Raw genomic sequence first — 17,843 nt, 5'->3', positions numbered from 1 at the left:
ATACCATGTCTTATGCAGTAATCGTTACTGGCGGCAAGCAGTACAAAGTCGCCCCAGGTGAATACCTGAAGATCGAAAAACTGGAAATCGCTACCGGCGAATCCGTTACCTTTGATCGCGTTCTGTTGGTTGCCAATGGCGACGACGTGAATATCGGCGCTCCAGTTGTTGCTGGCGCTACCGTTGTGGCTGAAGTGATCTCCCAGGGTCGTCACGATAAAGTCCGCATCATCAAGTTCCGTCGTCGTAAGCACCACATGAAGCGTATGGGCCACCGCCAGTGGTACACCGAGATCAAAATCACCGGTATTCAGGCTTAATTTCAGCCTAATTCCTCACTAGGAGAATTGACTCATGGCACACAAAAAAGCTGGTGGTAGTACCCGTAACGGTCGCGACTCAGAAGCCAAACGCCTTGGCGTTAAGATGTATGGCGGCCAGAAAATCATTCCGGGCAACATCATCGTGCGTCAGCGCGGCACCCAATTCCACGCTGGCTACGGCGTTGGCATGGGTAAGGATCACACCCTCTTCGCGAAAATCGAAGGCGTGATCAAGTTTGAAGTAAAAGGCGCGTTCAACCGCCGTTACGTGAGCGTTGTCGCAGCTTAATTGCGCGATCGCTGGAAAAGCCCTGTCTCGCGACGGGGCTTTTTCGTTTGTGGGGTGAGTCTCTTGCAAAACTGTTTGTATGGGCTGTCGGCGTGCGATACATGTCGTGTTTTGGGGTCGCTGCGCTCATTTTTGCAAGAGTCTTATGTCTTGATTGTTTTTCGGCTCGTCCGTACGGCGAGAGGCGTTGGTTATGAAGTTTGTTGATGAAGTATCGATTCGCGTAAAGGCTGGTGACGGCGGCAATGGCGCCATGAGTTTCCGTCGGGAAAAATTCATCGAAAACGGTGGCCCGAACGGCGGTGATGGCGGTGACGGCGGTTCCATCTACATGATGGCTGACGAAAACCTCAACACCCTGGTCGACTACCGTTACACCCGGCACTTCGATGCCGAGCGTGGCTCCAACGGTGGCAGCACCGACTGCACCGGTAAAAAAGGTGAAGACCTGATCCTGCGCGTGCCGGTCGGCACCACGGTGATCGACTCCGCTACCCAGGAAGTGATTGGCGACCTGACCAAGGCAGGCCAGAAACTGATGGTTGTGCAGGGCGGCTGGCACGGTCTGGGCAACACCCGTTTCAAATCCAGTACCAACCGTGCGCCGCGTCAGACCACGCCGGGCAAGCCGGGTGAGCAGCGCGACCTGAAGCTGGAAATGAAAGTACTGGCCGACGTCGGTCTGCTGGGCTTGCCGAATGCCGGTAAAAGTACCTTTATTCGTTCAGTATCGGCCGCCAAGCCGAAAGTTGCCGACTACCCGTTCACCACGCTGGTGCCAAACCTCGGTGTGGTCAGCGTCGATCGCTGGAAGAGCTTCGTCATTGCCGACATTCCGGGTCTGATCGAAGGTGCTTCCGACGGTGCCGGTCTGGGTATTCGCTTCCTCAAGCACTTGGCGCGTACGCGTCTGTTGCTGCACCTCGTCGACATGGCGCCGCTGGATGACAGCAGTGCGCCGGATGCCGCTGAAGTGATTGTCAACGAGTTGATCAAGTTCAGCCCGTCCCTGGCAGAGCGTGATCGTTGGTTGGTGCTGAACAAGTGCGACCAGATCCTTGAAGAAGAGCACGATGAGCGCGTCAAGGAAATCGTTGATCGCCTCGAGTGGACCGGTCCGGTCTATGTGATCTCGGCGATCGCCAAGATCGGTACCGAGCGTCTGTGCCACGACATCATGCGTTACATGGAAGATCGCGCCGATCGCCTGGCCAATGACCCGGCTTACAAAGAAGAGCTGGCCGATCTCGATCAGCGCATCGAAGACGAAGCCCGCGCGCAACTGCAGGCGCTGGATGACAAGCGTGCCCTGCGTCGCAGCGGCGTGAAGTCGGTCCATGACATCGGTGACGATGATTGGGACGAAGAAGATGTGGATGACGAAGACGGTCCGGAAATCATTTACGTGCGTGACTGATTCGTTGCAGTAAACTTAAGCGCCGCTCAATTGAGCGGCGTTTTAGTATCTGGAAATCGCAAGTCACAAATAACGTCATGGGTGGCGCTGGGTCGCGCTGCCCTCAAGCTAAGGTTGAAGATGATGCGGAGCAAGGTGACAGGTGCGCAGCGTTGGGTCGTGAAGATCGGCAGCGCTTTGCTGACAGCCGATGGCAAAGGGCTGGATCGCGCGGCAATGAGTGTCTGGGTCGAGCAGATGGTGGCCTTGCATGAGGCTGGCGTCGAGTTGGTGCTGGTGTCCTCCGGGGCGGTGGCGGCCGGCATGAGTCGTTTGGGCTGGACCGCACGACCCAGTGCGATGCACGAACTCCAGGCGGCCGCTGCGATTGGTCAGATGGGTCTGGTGCAGGCGTGGGAATCGAGCTTCGCCGAGCATGGTCGGCACACGGCGCAGATTCTCCTGACCCACGACGACCTGTCTGACCGCAAGCGCTACCTCAATGCCCGTAGCACCTTGCGTGCGTTGGTCGAGCTGAAAGTCATCCCGGTCATCAACGAAAACGACACCGTGGTCACCGACGAAATCCGTTTCGGCGACAACGATACGCTGGCGGCGCTGGTGGCTAACCTGGTCGAGGCGGATCTGCTGGTGATCCTGACCGATCGCGACGGCATGTTCGACGCTGATCCGCGTAACAACCCTGACGCGCAGCTGATTTACGAGGCGCGCGCTGATGATCCGAGTCTCGATGCGGTAGCGGGCGGCACGGGTGGTGCACTGGGTCGTGGCGGCATGCAGACCAAGTTGCGTGCGGCTCGATTGGCTGCGCGTTCTGGTGCGCACACTATTATCGTCGGCGGGCGTCTTGAGCGCGTGCTTGATCGCCTGAAGGCGGGTGAGCGCATTGGCACCTTGCTGTCGCCTGAGCGCGGCATGCTCGCGGCACGCAAGCAATGGCTGGCCGGACATCTGCAAACTCGTGGCACCTTGGTGCTGGACGAGGGTGCGGTATCGGCGTTGTCCAAGGGCAACAAAAGCCTGCTGCCCGTCGGTGTGAAGTTGGTGCAGGGCAGTTTCCGTCGCGGCGAGATGGTCGTCTGCGTGGCGCCCGATGGTCGCGAGATTGCCCGTGGCCTGGCCAACTACAGTGCGCTGGAAGCACAAAAAATTATCGGTCAGTCGTCGGATGCGATTGTCGGTTTGCTCGGTTACATGGCAGAGCCTGAGCTGGTTCACCGTGACAACCTGATTCTGGTTTAAGGAAAATTCGATGCGTTTAGCGAAAGGATTGTTGGGTTTGCTGATGGCGATGCCATTGCTCGCCTCGGCTGAGGAAATCGGTCAAGTGTCGACGGTGTTCAAGTTTGTCGGCCCGAACGACCGCATAGTGGTCGAGGCTTTCGATGATCCGAAAGTCGAGGGGGTGACTTGCTACCTGTCGCGCGCCAAGACTGGCGGTGTCAAAGGTGGTCTGGGTCTGGCTGAAGATCGCGCCGAAGCTTCGATCGCCTGCCGTCAGGTCGGTCCGATCAAGTTCAAGGGTGATCTGAAGGATGGCGATGAGGTGTTCAAGGAGCGCACTTCGCTGGTATTCAAGACCATGCAGGTGGTGCGTTTTCTCGACAAGAAGCGCAACACGTTGGTGTATCTGGTCTACAGCGACCGTTTGATTGAAGGTAGTCCGCAGAATGCCGTGACGGCTATCCCGATTCTGCCTTGGGTGCCAGTCCAGCAATAACGCTGCAAAACTACATGTGGGAGCGAGCTTGCTCGCGAATAGGTCGAGTCAGTCGATAGAAGTATCAACAGACAGATCGCATTCGCGAGCAAGCTCGCTCCCACATTTTTTTGCTGTGCATTTGTTAAATCGCAGGCAATAAAAAACCGACCCTAAGGTCGGTTTTTTAATGACTACGTCGTATTAAGCAGCTTCTTTCAGTGCTTTGACGTGGCCATTCAGACGGCTCTTATGACGAGCAGCCTTGTTCTTGTGGATGATGCCTTTATCGGCCATACGGTCGATAACTGGCACAGCCAGAACGTATGCAGCTTGAGCTTTTTCAGCGTCTTTTGCGTCGATGGCTTTAACTACATTCTTGATGTAGGTGCGAACCATGGAACGCAGGCTGGCGTTGTGGCTGCGACGCTTCTCAGCCTGTTTTGCACGTTTTTTGGCGGAAGGTGAGTTGGCCACCGTCGAGCTCCTCGAAAGACTTTTTAGGAAATAGCAAACAAAATAGGCCGCGAATCATGCCGATGAGTTGAAGTCTTGTCAAGGGCACTTGAAACGTTCCGCTAAGTGGTAGGTATAAAGAGGCGGGATATTTATTTCCGGCGCTTGACCTGTAAACTCGCGAGCTTTGGCTCTGTGCTGCTGCGGCGCGGAGTATCGCACAAGTAGGCGCTTTGTTCGCCTGCTGTTTATCGACAGGCACAAATTCCCTCAATGAATCTGCTCAAATCGTTGGCCGCCGTCAGCTCTATCACGATGCTTTCCCGGATTCTGGGCTTTGTTCGTGACACGTTGATTGCTCGTACATTCGGCGCCGGGATGGCGACGGATGCCTTCTTTATTGCCTTCAAATTGCCCAATCTGTTGCGACGGATCTTCGCCGAGGGTGCTTTCTCGCAGGCATTCGTGCCGATTCTGGCCGAATACAAAAGCCAGCAGGGCGAAGAAGCGACGCGTACGTTCATTGCTTATGTTTCCGGCTTGCTGACGTTGGTGTTAGCGGTAGTCACTGCGCTGGGCATGATCGCCGCGCCCTGGGTCATCTGGGCCACAGCCCCGGGTTTTACCGATACGCCGGAAAAATTCCAGCTCACCTCCGATCTGCTGCGGGTGACCTTCCCTTATATATTGCTGATCTCCCTGTCCTCGCTGGCGGGCGCGATTCTCAATACCTGGAACCGTTTCTCGGTGCCGGCCTTTGTGCCAACACTGCTCAACGTCAGCATGATCGTGTTTTCGCTGTTCCTTACGCCGTACTTCGATCCGCCGGTCATGGCATTGGGCTGGGCGGTCCTGGTCGGCGGTCTGGCGCAGTTGCTCTATCAACTGCCGCACCTGAAAAAGATCGGCATGCTGGTGCTGCCGCGCCTTAATCTGCGTGATACCGGTGTGTGGCGGGTGATGAAGCAGATGTTGCCGGCGATTCTCGGCGTGTCGGTCAGCCAGATATCGCTGATCATCAACACCATCTTCGCCTCGTTTCTGGTCGCAGGCTCGGTGTCGTGGATGTATTACGCCGACCGCCTGATGGAGTTGCCATCCGGCGTACTGGGTGTGGCGCTGGGCACAATCCTGTTGCCGACCCTCGCGAAAACTTACGCAAGCAAGGATCGCCACGAATATTCGCGGATTCTCGACTGGGGCCTGCGCCTGTGCTTCGTGCTGGTGCTGCCATGTTCGCTGGCGCTGGGGATTCTCGCTGAGCCGCTGACCGTTTCGCTGTTCCAGTACGGTCAGTTCAGTGGTTTCGACGCTGAAATGACTCAGCGTGCGCTGATTGCTTATTCTGTCGGTCTGCTCGGGATTATCGTGATCAAAGTGTTGGCGCCGGGCTTCTATGCGCAACAGAACATCCGTACCCCGGTGAAAATCGCAATTTTCACGCTGGTCGTCACTCAGTTGTTCAACCTGGTGCTGATTGGTCCTCTGGCTCACGCCGGTCTGGCCTTGGCGATCAGCGCCGGTGCCTGCCTGAATGCCGGATTGCTGTTCTATCAACTACGCAAACAGCAGATGTATCAGCCGCAGCCGGGTTGGGCCAAGTTCGGTTTCAAACTGGTGATCGCGGTGGCGGTGATGTCGGCAGTGCTGCTGCTTGGCATGCATTTCATGCCGGCGTGGGATCAAGGTCACATGCTTGAGCGCTTCCTGCGTCTGGGCGCATTGGTCGCGGCGGGCGTGGTGTCCTATTTCGGTATGTTGCTGCTGCTCGGTTTCCGCTTGCGTGACTTCAATCGCAAGGCCTTGAGCTGAGGTTTTACCCTTTATAAACAGGCGCGGGCCGGCAGTTTTGTCGGCTCGTTCACTTTGCGTTACGGTGTTGCCTGTCGTCGGCGGTCGGGTGTGGTTATAATCGACCACTTTATGAGCAAGAAGCGCGTTATGCAGCTGGTTCGAGGCCTCCACAACTTGCGCCCCCAGCATCGGGGCTGCGTCGCCACTATTGGCAACTTTGACGGTGTTCACCGTGGTCACCAGGCTATCCTGGCCCGACTGCGTGAGCGTGCGCTCGAGTTGGGCGTACCCAGCTGCGTGGTGATTTTCGAGCCGCAGCCACGGGAATTCTTTGCCCCCGAGACCGCGCCGGCACGTCTGGCCCGGTTGCGCGACAAGCTGCAACTGCTGGCCGCCGAAGGTGTCGACCGGGTGTTGTGCCTGGCGTTCAACCAGCGCTTGAGCAAGCTCAGCGCCAGTGAGTTCGTCGACACCATCCTCGTCGATGGTCTCGGCGTGCAGCATCTGGAGGTCGGTGACGATTTCCGTTTTGGTTGCGACCGCCTCGGCGACTTCGACTTCCTGCTGCAGGCCGGGCAGATGCACGGTTTTACCGTTGAAGCCGCGCAAACCGTCGAACTGGACGGTATTCGCGTCAGCAGCACCCAGGTCCGTAACGCCCTGGCCGCCGCCGATTTTGCCTTGGCCGAACGTTTGCTCGGCCGCCCGTACCGGATTGCCGGTCGTGTGCTGCATGGCCAGAAACTGGCCCGGCAACTGGGTACGCCGACTGCCAATATTCAACTCAAGCGTCGTCGCGTGCCGTTCACCGGGGTGTATCTGGTGGATGTCGATATCGACGGCAAGACCTGGCCCGGCGTCGCCAACATCGGCGTGCGGCCCACGGTACAAGGTGATGGCAAAGCCCACCTTGAAGTCCATCTTTTAGATTTTGCCGGCGATCTGTATGACCGGCGTTTGACGGTGGTTTTCCACCAAAAGCTGCGTGAAGAGCAGCGCTTCGCCTCTCTGGAGGCATTGAAAACGGCGATCAATGCGGATGTCGCCACCGCCCGTGCACTAGCCGCACCTAGCGCCCATCGCTAATGAAGAGCCTTAAATGACCGACTATAAAGCCACGCTTAACCTTCCGGACACCGCCTTCCCAATGAAGGCCGGCCTGCCACAGCGCGAACCGCAGATCCTGCAGCGCTGGGACAGTATTGGCCTGTACGGAAAGTTGCGCGAGATTGGCAAGGATCGTCCGAAGTTCGTTCTGCACGACGGCCCTCCGTATGCCAACGGCACGATCCACATCGGTCACGCACTGAACAAGATTCTCAAGGACATGATCATCCGCTCGAAGACCCTGTCGGGTTTCGACGCGCCGTATGTTCCGGGTTGGGACTGCCACGGTCTGCCGATCGAACACAAGGTTGAAGTGACCCACGGCAAGAACCTGGGCGCGGACAAGACCCGCGAACTGTGCCGTGCCTACGCCACCGAGCAGATCGAAGGGCAGAAGTCCGAATTCATCCGTCTTGGCGTGCTGGGCGATTGGGCCAACCCGTACAAGACCATGGATTTCAAGAACGAGGCCGGTGAAATCCGCGCCCTCGCTGAAATCGTCAAGGGCGGTTTCGTGTTCAAGGGCCTCAAGCCGGTGAACTGGTGCTTCGACTGCGGTTCGGCCCTGGCTGAAGCGGAAGTCGAGTACGAGACCAAAAAGTCCTCGACCATCGACGTGGCCTTCCCGATCGCTGACGAAGCCAAACTGGCTGCCGCGTTCGGTCTGCCGTCGCTGGGCAAACCTGCCTCGATCGTGATCTGGACCACCACCCCGTGGACCATTCCGGCCAACCAGGCGCTGAACGTTCACCCGGAATTCAACTACGCCCTGGTCGACATCGGCGACAAGCTGCTGGTGCTGGCGGAAGAGCTGGTCGAAGCCTGCCTGGCGCGCTATGGCGTCGAAGGCTCGGTCATCGCGACCACCACCGGTAAAGAGTTGGAACTGATCAACTTCCGTCATCCGTTCTACGACCGTCTGTCGCCGGTGTACCTGGCTGACTACGTCGAACTGGGTGCTGGCACTGGCGTGGTTCACTCCGCTCCGGCCTACGGCGTGGACGACTTCGTGACTTGCAAGAAATATGGCATGGTCAACGACGACATCCTCAACCCGGTGCAGAGCAACGGCGTGTACGCGCCGTCGCTGGAATTCTTCGGCGGCCAGTTCATCTGGAAGGCCAACCCGGCCATCGTCGACAAGCTGACCGAAGTCGGTGCGCTGATGCACACCACCGTCATCGAACACAGCTACATGCACTGCTGGCGCCACAAGACCCCGCTGATCTACCGCGCCACCGCGCAGTGGTTCATCGGCATGGACAAAGAGCCAACCAGCGGCGACACCCTGCGTGTGCGCTCGCTCAAAGCCATCGAAGACACCAAATTCGTACCGGCCTGGGGCCAGGCGCGTCTGCACTCGATGATCGCCAACCGTCCGGACTGGTGCATCTCGCGTCAACGTAACTGGGGCGTGCCGATCCCGTTCTTCCTCAACAAGGAAAGCGGCGAGCTGCACCCACGCACCGTCGAGCTGATGGAAGAAGTCGCCAAACGCGTTGAAGTCGAAGGCATCGAAGCCTGGTTCAAGATGGACGCTGCCGAACTGCTCGGCGACGAAGCGCCGCTGTACGACAAGATCAGCGATACCCTCGACGTCTGGTTCGATTCGGGCACCACGCACTGGCACGTCCTGCGCGGTTCGCACCCGATGGGTCACGAGAGCGGCCCGCGCGCCGATCTGTACCTGGAAGGTTCCGACCAGCACCGTGGCTGGTTCCACTCGTCGCTGCTGACCGGTTGCGCCATCGACAACCACGCGCCGTACCGCGAACTGCTGACCCACGGTTTCACCGTCGACGAAGCTGGCCGCAAGATGTCCAAATCGCTGGGCAATGTGATTGCGCCGCAGAAAGTCAACGACACCCTCGGCGCCGACATCATGCGTCTGTGGGTGGCTTCGACCGACTACTCCGGTGAAATGGCGGTTTCCGACCAGATCCTGCAACGCAGCGCGGACGCCTATCGTCGTATCCGCAACACTGCACGCTTCCTGCTTTCGAACCTGACCGGCTTCAACCCGGCCACCGACATCCTGCCGGCTGAAGAAATGCTCGCGCTGGATCGTTGGGCGGTAGACCGCACCTTGCTGCTGCAACGCGAGCTGCAAGAGCACTACGGCGAATACCGTTTCTGGAACGTCTACTCCAAGATCCACAACTTCTGCGTGCAGGAGCTGGGCGGTTTCTACCTCGACATCATCAAGGACCGTCAGTACACCACTGGCGCCAACAGCAAGGCCCGCCGTTCGGCGCAAACCGCGCTGTTCCACATCTCCGAAGCGCTGGTGCGCTGGATCGCGCCGATCCTCGCCTTCACTGCTGACGAGTTGTGGGAATACCTGCCGGGCGAGCGTAACGAATCGGTCATGCTAAACACCTGGTACGAAGGTCTGACCGAACTGCCGGCCGACGTTGAACTGGGCCGCGACTACTGGGAACGTGTGATGGCGGTCAAAGTAGCGGTCAACAAAGAAATGGAAATCCAGCGCGCGGCGAAAGCTGTCGGTGGCAACCTGCAAGCCGAAGTGACGCTGTACGCCGAAGACGCCCTGAGCGCCGACCTGGCCAAGCTGAGCAACGAACTGCGCTTTGTGTTGATCACCTCGACGGCCAGCGTTGCACCGTTTGTACAGGCTCCGGCCGACGCGGTAGTGACTGAAGTCAGCGGCCTGAAGCTGAAGATCGTCAAATCGGCCTTCCCGAAGTGCGCCCGTTGCTGGCACTGCCGTGAAGATGTTGGCGTGAACCCTGAGCATCCGGAAATCTGCGGTCGTTGCGTCGACAACATCAGCGGCACTGGCGAGGTTCGTCACTATGCCTAATGCCGTTGGCCGTTTCGGACGGTTGAGCTGGCTGTGGTTGAGTCTGTTGGTTCTGGTCATCGACCAGGCCAGCAAGTTCTACTTCGAAGGCAAGCTCGAAATGTTCCAGCAGATCGTGATCATTCCCGATTACTTCAGCTGGACCCTGGCCTACAACACTGGCGCTGCGTTCAGCTTCCTGGCTGACAGCTCCGGCTGGCAGCGCTGGCTGTTCGCCCTGATCGCGGTTGTGGTCAGTGCGGTGCTGGTGGTCTGGCTCAAGCGCCTGGGCCGCAATGACACCTGGCTGGCCGTCGCGCTGGCGCTGGTATTGGGCGGCGCGCTGGGCAATCTGTATGACCGCATTGCCCTCGGCCATGTGATCGATTTCATTCTGGTGCACTGGCAGAACCGCTGGTACTTCCCAGCGTTCAACTTCGCCGACAGCGCGATTAGCGTTGGCGCGGTGATGCTCGCACTGGATATGTTCAAAAGTAAAAAGACCGGAGAAGCCGTTCATGACTGAACAGGTATTGGCTGAGCAACGCATCGGCCAGAACACGGAAGTCACCTTGCACTTTGCATTGCGCCTGGAGAACGGCGACACCGTCGACAGTACGTTCGACAAAGCCCCGGCGACCTTCAAGGTCGGCGACGGCAACCTGCTGCCGGGTTTCGAAGCAGCGCTGTTCGGCTTCAAGGCCGGCGACAAGCGTACGCTGACCGTCGAGCCGGAAAACGCCTTCGGCCAGCCGAACCCGCAGAACGTGCAGATCATCCCGCGCTCGCAGTTCGTCGATATGGAGCTGTCGCCGGGTTTGCTGGTGATCTTCAACGATGCGGCCAATACTGAGCTGCCGGGTGTGGTGAAAGAGTTCGATGACACGCAAGTAACCATCGACTTCAACCACCCGCTGGCAGGCAAGACGCTGACCTTTGACGTCGAGATCATCAACGTTAAAGCGATCTAACTGACTCTATGGAGTCAAATGTGGGAGCGAGCCTGCTCGCGAATGCTGACTGACATTCAACATAGATGTTGTCTGACACACCGCTTTCGCGAGCAGGTCGAATCGTCGCACCGTCGCTCCCACAATGTTTTTCATCGTTTTCGCTATTTCTTGCGCGCAAGACACGAGGCACAGCATGCAAATCAAACTCGCCAACCCCCGTGGCTTCTGCGCTGGCGTGGACCGGGCGATCGAAATCGTCAACCGCGCCCTGGAAGTCTTCGGGCCGCCGATCTATGTGCGTCACGAAGTGGTGCACAACAAGTTCGTCGTTGAAGACCTGCGCAGCCGCGGGGCGATCTTCGTCGAAGAGCTGGATCAGGTGCCGGATGACGTTATCGTGATCTTCAGCGCTCATGGCGTATCCCAGGCCGTGCGTACCGAAGCCGCCGGCCGTGGCCTGAAAGTGTTCGACGCCACCTGCCCGCTGGTGACCAAGGTGCACATCGAAGTGGCGAAATACAGCCGCGACGGTCGTGAGTGCATCCTGATCGGCCATGCCGGTCACCCGGAAGTCGAAGGCACCATGGGTCAATACGACGGCAGCAATGGCGGTGCGATCTACCTCGTTGAAGACGAGAAAGACGTCGCCGAGTTGCAGGTGCACAACCCGGAAAAACTGGCTTTCGTTACTCAGACGACGCTGTCGATGGACGATACCAGTCGCGTCATCGATGCCTTGCGCACGCGCTTCCCGGCCATCGGCGGACCGCGCAAGGACGACATCTGCTACGCCACGCAAAACCGTCAGGATGCGGTCAAGCAATTGGCCGACGAGTGCGACGTGGTGCTGGTAGTCGGCAGCCCGAACAGCTCCAACTCCAATCGTCTGCGTGAGCTCGCCGAGCGCATGGCCACGCCGGCCTACCTGATCGACGGCGCCGAAGACCTGCAAAAGAGCTGGTTCGATGGCGTTGAGCGTATCGGCATCACCGCTGGGGCGTCCGCACCGGAAGTCCTGGTGCGTGGCGTGATTCAGCAATTGCAGGCCTGGGGCGCTACCGGTGCCGATGAACTGGCCGGGCGTGAAGAGAACATTACGTTCTCGATGCCTAAAGAGCTGCGCGTGCGTTCGATCTGACGTTTTCGGTTTTTTGACACAGCGCCTGCTCAGTCTCTTGACTGTTCAGGCGCACGCGACCGGTCGCCGCCAGCACTATCTGGCGCTGACTGACCGGCTCGCGAGCCGAGCAGACATGTAATGTCCCTGCCTGAAACGCCCGCCCGGGCATCAGCGGTTGCCCCAGACTGCTGAAGCGTACGTAACGACTCACCGACCAATTGCCGACAATCGGCACCTGTGTGTCGCTCACACTTTCTTGTAGCAGCGGATTGCTGTTGTCTTTCGGCCCCTTGCCACTGATATCCAGAATGATCCGCCAGCCCTGACTCCAGTCGCCGTTGATGCCATGAATCACCACGCTCTGATTGCGCGTGATGGCCAGGGTGCGAGCGTTACGCAGGCCATCGAGCAAGGATTGCGCAGCCTGATCCCGATGGTTCGATTCTCTGAGCGCGGCAAACGCCGGACTGACCAACAGCAGAACAATTGCGCCAATCGCCAGTCCCATAAGCAGTTCGATCAGGCTGAAACCCTGTTGCGACATGAAAACTCCCTCCGTGGAATGTGATGAACGGCGCGCTCCGTGCGCCGGGCAGGGCAAATCAACCGACGCGGGTCGGTTGAATGTTCTAGCGTGTAGAAGCAGGTATAGCCGACGGCAACGGAGGGCATCGATGGATCTTCGTACAAAAGGTTTCACGCTGATCGAGTTGCTGGTCGCGGTCGCGATTTTCGTGGTTCTGATCACTCTGGCGGTGCCGGCGTTCACCCGATCGATACAGGGCAGCAAGGCCGATACCGAGATGGGCGATCTGCAACGGGCAATCAATTTCGCCAGGCTGGAAGCCATCGACCGTGGCACCACCCTGCGCCTGCGCCCGACCGCTGGCAGCAGCGTATGGACCGGTGAACTGGCGGTCTATGACAGTACTGGCAATCCGGCCAATGTGTTGCGGGTTGTTCCCGCGATGAGCAGCGGCGCGACTCTGACGCTACCCTCAGGAGTGACCGCACTGGATTTCAATAACCTTGGCGGTCTGGCGGCACCGTCGACGGCGGTGACCATCAGTTACACGTTGGGAACGCAAAGCAGGACGCTGAACGTGTGTTTGAACGGACGAATTCAATTGGGTGGAACTTGCGGATGAGGGTAGGGAGTCAACACGCACAGCAGGGCATGACGCTGATCGAAGTGCTGGTCGCGTTGCTGATTCTGACGGTCGGGTTGCTGGGCGCGGCGGCAGTGCAACTGAATGCGCTGAAGTACACCGACAGCTCACGGATGACCAGCCAGGCCAGTTTCATCGCCTACGACATGATGGACCGCATCCGCGCCAACTCCGGCGCCGACTACACCGTCACACCGCCGACCTCGGGCAATCTGAGCGTTGCCCGCGATCAGGATCTCTATGATTTCACCAGCAACATCATCAACTTCGGTGGACCGACCGCGACTGGCAGCATCACCCTCAATCAGCGGGTCTACACCATCACCATCAACTGGAGTGATGCACGGGCAGCCAACACCGCCAGTGCTCAACGCAGTTTCGTTCTGAGCAGTCGCGCTGCAGTCGATCCGGTGGCCACGCCATGAAGCGCGATAACCGTGGTTTCGGCCTGATCGAACTGCTCATTGCCCTCGCGCTTGGATTGATCATCGTGCTCGGCGTCGTGCAGATTTTCATCGCGGCGAAAAACACCTACGTCAGCCAGAACAGCGCCGCGGCGATGCAGGAAGACGCGCGTTTTGTGCTGAGCAAAATGATTCAGGAAATTCGCATGGTCGGGATGTTCGGATGTCTCGGCACGATTACGGACTCCAGTTCGGCGGGGGATTTCAATGCGTCGCAGATAGCGCCGATCAACTGGGATAACGCCAACCTGAAACTGACGCTGGTGACCGCCGATATTGGCAGCGGCGGCGGCACGCCGACCTGGACGGTGGTTTCCGATTGCCGCAACAGCGCCACGGCGTATACGGGGTTACGAGCGGCGGCGAGCGGGCAGATCGCCTTCCCGATCCGACGTCTGATCTACAGCTTCAGCAACAACCAGATTCTCATGGGCACCGGCAGCGGCACGCCGACCCAGCAGGTGCTGGTGAACAACGTCAGTGCTTTCAGCGTGACGTTTGGTCTGGCCAGTTCGGCGACGGATGTGGCGGCCTCGACATACAGCGCCAACCCCAGTGACCCGGCACGCATTCGCAGTGTGCGCCTGAGCCTGACCCTCACCGACCCCAACAGCCGGGTCGCCACGCAAACCTTCAACGTGGTTGCCGCTTTGCGCAACCGCTTGCCGTGAGGGCCGGGGTGATGCGGATTTCATTTCATGACCGACAGGCGCAGCGCGGCATGGCGCTGCTGGTCAGTCTGGTGTTTTTGTTGTTGCTGACGTTGATAGGCCTGTCGTCGATGCAGAGTGCCAACCTGCAGGAAAAAATGGCCGGCAGCGTGAGTCTGCGTAATCAGTCGTTTCAAACGGCCGAGGCGGCGTTGCGGGTCGGGGAGAGTGCGGTTCAGCTTGATACCTACACCTTGGCGGTGTGCAGCGGCACGACGCAATGCGCACCGCCCGCGGAATCTTCGGTGGTCAGTGCGGCGGGGCTGAATTCAACTTCGGGTGTGACGTGGATCGCTTCCGGTAATGGTTTCTATGGTGTGCAGAATATTGGCACCACGCTCACGGCAGTGAACGTACCGAGTAACACTTCGGCGACGTTGTATCGGGTCACCGCCGTTGGAATCGCCGGCACTTCGCGCAGTGTGGTGGAGAGCGTCTATGCGAAGTATTGAGCGGTGTGGATCGCTGTTGCTCGGCCTGTTGCTGAGCTTGTATCTGGCTGCGCCGGCCTACGCATTTACGCCGTCTGATTCGCCGCTGTTGAGTGCGGCGGCGGTGCCACCCAATGTCATGCTACTGATCGACGATTCGGGGAGCATGAACAGCATCATTTATGCGGCCGGATTCGACCCCACGGCTGATCGCACGCCGGCCCGGCAATGCAACGCGTTTCTCGGGTTATGCACCCCTCTGAACGCGCCAACGATCACAGGCGATCCTGTGTTTTTATCAAGCCTTCCGACCTCCGGGTGTTCGGGTGGCGCGTACGCGTTTTACAACAACAGTGTCGCGCCACTGTGTCTGAAACTGCCGGACCCTGTGGGTGGCGGCAACACGCGATATACAGGCGATTACATTTCCTACGTCGTCAGTCTGGCCATCAACAATGGCACGCGCGATTTCACCACAGGGGCGATTCCCAACGACTACCGAATCAACGTCGCGCGTAACGTGTCGACGGCGCTGGTCACCAGCAATCGCACTTTGCGTATTGGCCTGTCGACTTTCAACCCAGTCACCAACAACGACTCTGGTAATGGCGGTTATATCGCCCGCTCGATCAGCGACTTGGCGCCGGTGTCCGGGAGCGTCACGCAGGCGCAGGCAGACACCAACTACAACGCGCTGATCTCATCGGTCAATGGTTTGAGTGCCGTGGCCAACACCCCGTTGGCAGAAACCTACTATGAAATCACCCGCTACATGCGCGGCATGGCGCCGTACTACAACAGCACGCCCGCGACCTACACCAGTCCGATCCAGTACCGCTGCCAGAAAAATTATGGCGTGGTAATAACCGATGGCTTGCCGACCTTCGACCGAACCTTTCCGAGCAACGACCCATTGGGCGGCAGCCGGTTACCGAACTGGGATGGTGTCAGCAATGACGGCAACAACCTCTATGGCGACAAAGAAGGGGATACGCTGTATCTGGATGACATCGCCAAGTTCGCCTTCGATATCGACATGCGCTCGACCGGTACCGACGCGGCGGGCAAGAGTTGGAACGCGGTGGATTTTCCCAAGCAGAATATGAACACCTATACCGTGGGCTTCACCGCCGACAACGACATGCTGTCCGATGCCGCCAGTTATGGGCAGGGCAGGTATTACCAGGCGACTGACAGCACCGGGCTCAACGCCGCGTTGTCGTCGGCCCTGAGTGATATCACCTCCAAGGCCGGTTCCGGCGGTAGTGGTGTCACCAGCGGCACCACACTGGCGAGCGGCACCAGTTACTTTCAGACCAGTTACGACCCCAAGGACTGGCGCGGTACGATCAAGTCCTTCGGCTTCAATGCATCCGGAGCGGTGAATACCTCTGCGGTGCTCTGGACCACTGACACCACTATCTTACCGAGTGCGACCGCACCGACCTATCAGTCGTGGAACACTACAAGCAACGCCGCCGTTGCGCTGGCCTACGGTAATTTCTCCGCGCCCCAGCAGACGACACTCAGCCAAGGCCTGCCCACCGGCATCTCCGGCAGTGATCTGCTGGAGTGGAGCAAAGGCACCAACAAGACCGGGCTCAAAGTGCGTAGCGTGCTGCTCGGCGACATCATCAACTCGCCGTTGGTGCTGGCCTCACCGACGGACAAGACAGCCTCCGATCTGTCGGGCGACACCACGTACACCGCTTACCTGACCACCAAAGCGGCAAACATGAATGCCAGTCTGGTGGTGAACGCCAACGACGGTTTCGTCAACGTCATCAACTCGGCCAACGGCACTCGACGCTACGCCTACATGCCGTCCAGCGTATTGCCGTCGCTGCGGCTGATTGCCGATCCGAACTACATCAACGGTGTCAGCCACAAGTTTCTGGTCGACGGCCAGGTCGGCGTGTATGACGCCCAGCTCAATAGCGCATGGAAAACCCTGGCCATCGGCGGAACCGGTGCCGGAGGCAAGACGTTCTACGCGCTGCAGCTGTTCGACGCTTCGGCGGGTAACGTTTTGCGCGCATTGTGGGAAGTCAGTGCGCCGGCGACTGCAAGCACCGCCAACGCTTTCAATGATCTGGGTTATGCCTACGCACGCCCGGAAGTGGCACGCTTGGCCGATGGTCGCTGGGCGGCTTTCATTGCCAATGGCTACGGCAGCAACTCCGGCGTGGCGGCGTTGTATGTGCTGGATGTACGCGACGGTTCGCTGATCAGGAAAATCGTCATCGACAGCACCGAAACCACTAACGGTTTGTCTTCGGTGAAACTCAAGGTCAACTCACAGAACGTCGTGCAGACTGCCTATGGCGGTGACTTGAAAGGGCGTTTGTGGAAGTTCGATTTGAGTGCGACGTCGACAGACAGCTGGGGCGTGGCATTTTCCGGCAAGCCGCTGTTCACGACGGCGGGTGGGGCGACTCAACCGATCACCGCGCAACCGCTGCTGGCGGACAACGCGCTTGGCGGCAAACAGATTTTCGTCGGTACCGGTAAATTCAACGAGACGGCTGACAAGACCAACAAGGATTTGCAGGCGTTCTATTCGGTGTGGGATGCCGATGGCAGCTCAGGGAACATAACTGTTGGCAGTTTGCAGGCGCAGGCGGTGACTGGCGTGTTCTCCGGCAGTACCGGGCAGTTTGTGACAACGACGCAGAACGACACGACCTATCCAGGAGAGAAGGGCTGGTACTTGCCCTTGGTGTATAACAACGCGCTGATCGGTGAGCGCGTGATCAATCAGGCCAGTCTGGTGCTTGGGCGAATCGTCTTCACCACCGCCAGCGTCGATACCACCGATCCCTGTTCCAGTTTCGGAACTGGCAAAGTGGCCGAGCTCGATGCGTTCAGCGGTAAGATGCTCAACTATGCGGTGTTCGATACCAACGGGGATGGAGTGGTTGACAGCAGCGACACGATTTCCAGTGGTGTGATATTTACCGGTGGCATTCCGACCTTGAACGCCATCGTCAACGGCGCAACACGCAAAATTTTTAACGATTCCAGCGGTAACATCACTACCTTGGTGGAAAAGGGCGGTGGCGGCAGCCGTCGTATCATGTGGCGACAAATACAGTAAGCGAGAGTTTG

At 58.6% G+C, this 17,843-nt stretch carries 18 protein-coding genes; 16 read left to right on the top strand and 2 right to left on the bottom strand.

Features of this window, described 5'->3' with window-relative positions; genetic code table 11:
* The first annotated feature begins 5 nt into the window (after positions 1–5).
* From rplU to RMV17_RS25375, 5 genes are all read left to right on the top strand, one after another.
* Positions 6–320: a 50S ribosomal protein L21 gene (gene rplU / locus RMV17_RS25395; protein WP_003176051.1), complete on the top strand. Its 315-nt coding sequence runs from the start codon at positions 6–8 to the stop codon at positions 318–320.
* A gap of 34 nt (positions 321–354) precedes the next feature.
* Positions 355–612, top strand: coding sequence for a 50S ribosomal protein L27 (gene rpmA / locus RMV17_RS25390; RefSeq protein WP_003176049.1), 258 nt, complete (start codon positions 355–357; stop codon positions 610–612).
* A gap of 193 nt (positions 613–805) precedes the next feature.
* A complete protein-coding gene (gene cgtA / locus RMV17_RS25385; protein ID WP_016986202.1) occupies positions 806–2,029 on the top strand; it encodes an Obg family GTPase CgtA in 1,224 nt (407 codons plus the stop codon).
* A gap of 123 nt (positions 2,030–2,152) precedes the next feature.
* Complete coding sequence (proB, locus tag RMV17_RS25380; RefSeq protein WP_026000682.1) at positions 2,153–3,271, top strand: glutamate 5-kinase; 1,119 nt, start codon at positions 2,153–2,155, stop codon at positions 3,269–3,271.
* Between the two features lie 10 nt (positions 3,272–3,281).
* Positions 3,282–3,749, top strand: a complete 468-nt coding sequence (locus RMV17_RS25375) for a CreA family protein (RefSeq protein ID WP_007909822.1) — start codon at positions 3,282–3,284, stop codon at positions 3,747–3,749.
* Positions 3,750–3,932: 183 nt separating this feature from the next.
* On the opposite strand, the gene rpsT is transcribed toward RMV17_RS25375, so the two are convergent.
* Positions 3,933–4,205: a 30S ribosomal protein S20 gene (gene rpsT / locus RMV17_RS25370; RefSeq protein ID WP_003228351.1), complete on the bottom strand. Its 273-nt coding sequence runs from the start codon at positions 4,203–4,205 to the stop codon at positions 3,933–3,935.
* A 252-nt stretch (positions 4,206–4,457) separates the two neighbouring features.
* Here rpsT and murJ point away from each other — a divergent pair, with 252 nt between their 5' ends.
* From murJ to ispH, 6 genes are all read left to right on the top strand, one after another.
* Positions 4,458–5,996 carry a murein biosynthesis integral membrane protein MurJ gene (gene murJ, locus RMV17_RS25365; RefSeq protein WP_311883429.1) on the top strand — a complete coding sequence of 513 codons (1,539 nt, stop codon included), beginning with the start codon at positions 4,458–4,460 and terminating at the stop codon, positions 5,994–5,996.
* 129 nt (positions 5,997–6,125) lie between these two features.
* Positions 6,126–7,064 (top strand): bifunctional riboflavin kinase/FAD synthetase, encoded by a 939-nt coding sequence (gene ribF / locus RMV17_RS25360; protein WP_008078544.1) that lies wholly within the window; start codon positions 6,126–6,128, stop codon positions 7,062–7,064.
* A 13-nt stretch (positions 7,065–7,077) separates the two neighbouring features.
* Complete coding sequence (gene ileS / locus RMV17_RS25355; RefSeq protein WP_108227019.1) at positions 7,078–9,909, top strand: isoleucine--tRNA ligase; 2,832 nt, start codon at positions 7,078–7,080, stop codon at positions 9,907–9,909.
* Entirely contained in the window at positions 9,902–10,414 is a 513-nt protein-coding gene (gene lspA / locus RMV17_RS25350; protein WP_311883424.1) for a signal peptidase II, read from the top strand. Before ileS ends, lspA begins: the two co-directional genes overlap by 8 nt.
* Before the next feature lie 7 nt (positions 10,415–10,421).
* Positions 10,422–10,859 (top strand): FKBP-type peptidyl-prolyl cis-trans isomerase, encoded by a 438-nt coding sequence (gene fkpB / locus RMV17_RS25345; protein ID WP_172828167.1) that lies wholly within the window; start codon positions 10,422–10,424, stop codon positions 10,857–10,859.
* Positions 10,860–11,034: 175 nt separating this feature from the next.
* Positions 11,035–11,979, top strand: coding sequence for a 4-hydroxy-3-methylbut-2-enyl diphosphate reductase (ispH, locus tag RMV17_RS25340; protein ID WP_034153853.1), 945 nt, complete (start codon positions 11,035–11,037; stop codon positions 11,977–11,979).
* On the opposite strand, the gene RMV17_RS25335 is transcribed toward ispH, so the two are convergent.
* Positions 11,951–12,505, bottom strand: a complete 555-nt coding sequence (locus RMV17_RS25335) for a GspH/FimT family pseudopilin (protein ID WP_311883420.1) — start codon at positions 12,503–12,505, stop codon at positions 11,951–11,953. The two genes, ispH and RMV17_RS25335, sit on opposite strands and share 29 nt — an antisense overlap.
* 130 nt (positions 12,506–12,635) lie before the next feature.
* Here RMV17_RS25335 and RMV17_RS25330 point away from each other — a divergent pair, with 130 nt between their 5' ends.
* The 5 genes from RMV17_RS25330 to RMV17_RS25310 are packed head-to-tail and all read left to right on the top strand — an operon-like array spanning position 12,636 to position 17,832.
* Complete coding sequence (locus RMV17_RS25330) at positions 12,636–13,109, top strand: GspH/FimT family pseudopilin (RefSeq protein ID WP_311883418.1); 474 nt, start codon at positions 12,636–12,638, stop codon at positions 13,107–13,109.
* A complete protein-coding gene (gene pilV / locus RMV17_RS25325; protein ID WP_034153856.1) occupies positions 13,106–13,555 on the top strand; it encodes a type IV pilus modification protein PilV in 450 nt (149 codons plus the stop codon). Before RMV17_RS25330 ends, pilV begins: the two co-directional genes overlap by 4 nt.
* Positions 13,552–14,265 (top strand): PilW family protein, encoded by a 714-nt coding sequence (locus RMV17_RS25320; RefSeq protein ID WP_034153857.1) that lies wholly within the window; start codon positions 13,552–13,554, stop codon positions 14,263–14,265. The genes pilV and RMV17_RS25320 overlap by 4 nt, the downstream gene beginning before the upstream one ends.
* Before the next feature lie 11 nt (positions 14,266–14,276).
* A complete protein-coding gene (locus RMV17_RS25315; RefSeq protein ID WP_034153858.1) occupies positions 14,277–14,756 on the top strand; it encodes a PilX N-terminal domain-containing pilus assembly protein in 480 nt (159 codons plus the stop codon).
* The gene (locus RMV17_RS25310; RefSeq protein WP_311883414.1) at positions 14,743–17,832 is read left to right on the top strand and encodes a PilC/PilY family type IV pilus protein; all 3,090 of its coding nucleotides are present in this window, start codon (positions 14,743–14,745) and stop codon (positions 17,830–17,832) included. The genes RMV17_RS25315 and RMV17_RS25310 overlap by 14 nt, the downstream gene beginning before the upstream one ends.
* Positions 17,833–17,843: the final 11 nt, after the last annotated feature.

This window comes from Pseudomonas sp. VD-NE ins (assembly GCF_031882575.1).
Lineage (GTDB): Bacteria > Pseudomonadota > Gammaproteobacteria > Pseudomonadales > Pseudomonadaceae > Aquipseudomonas > Aquipseudomonas fluorescens_BZ.
The sequence above is the reverse complement of the archived record's forward strand: the minus strand, read 5'-3'. Positions and strand labels throughout refer to the sequence as shown.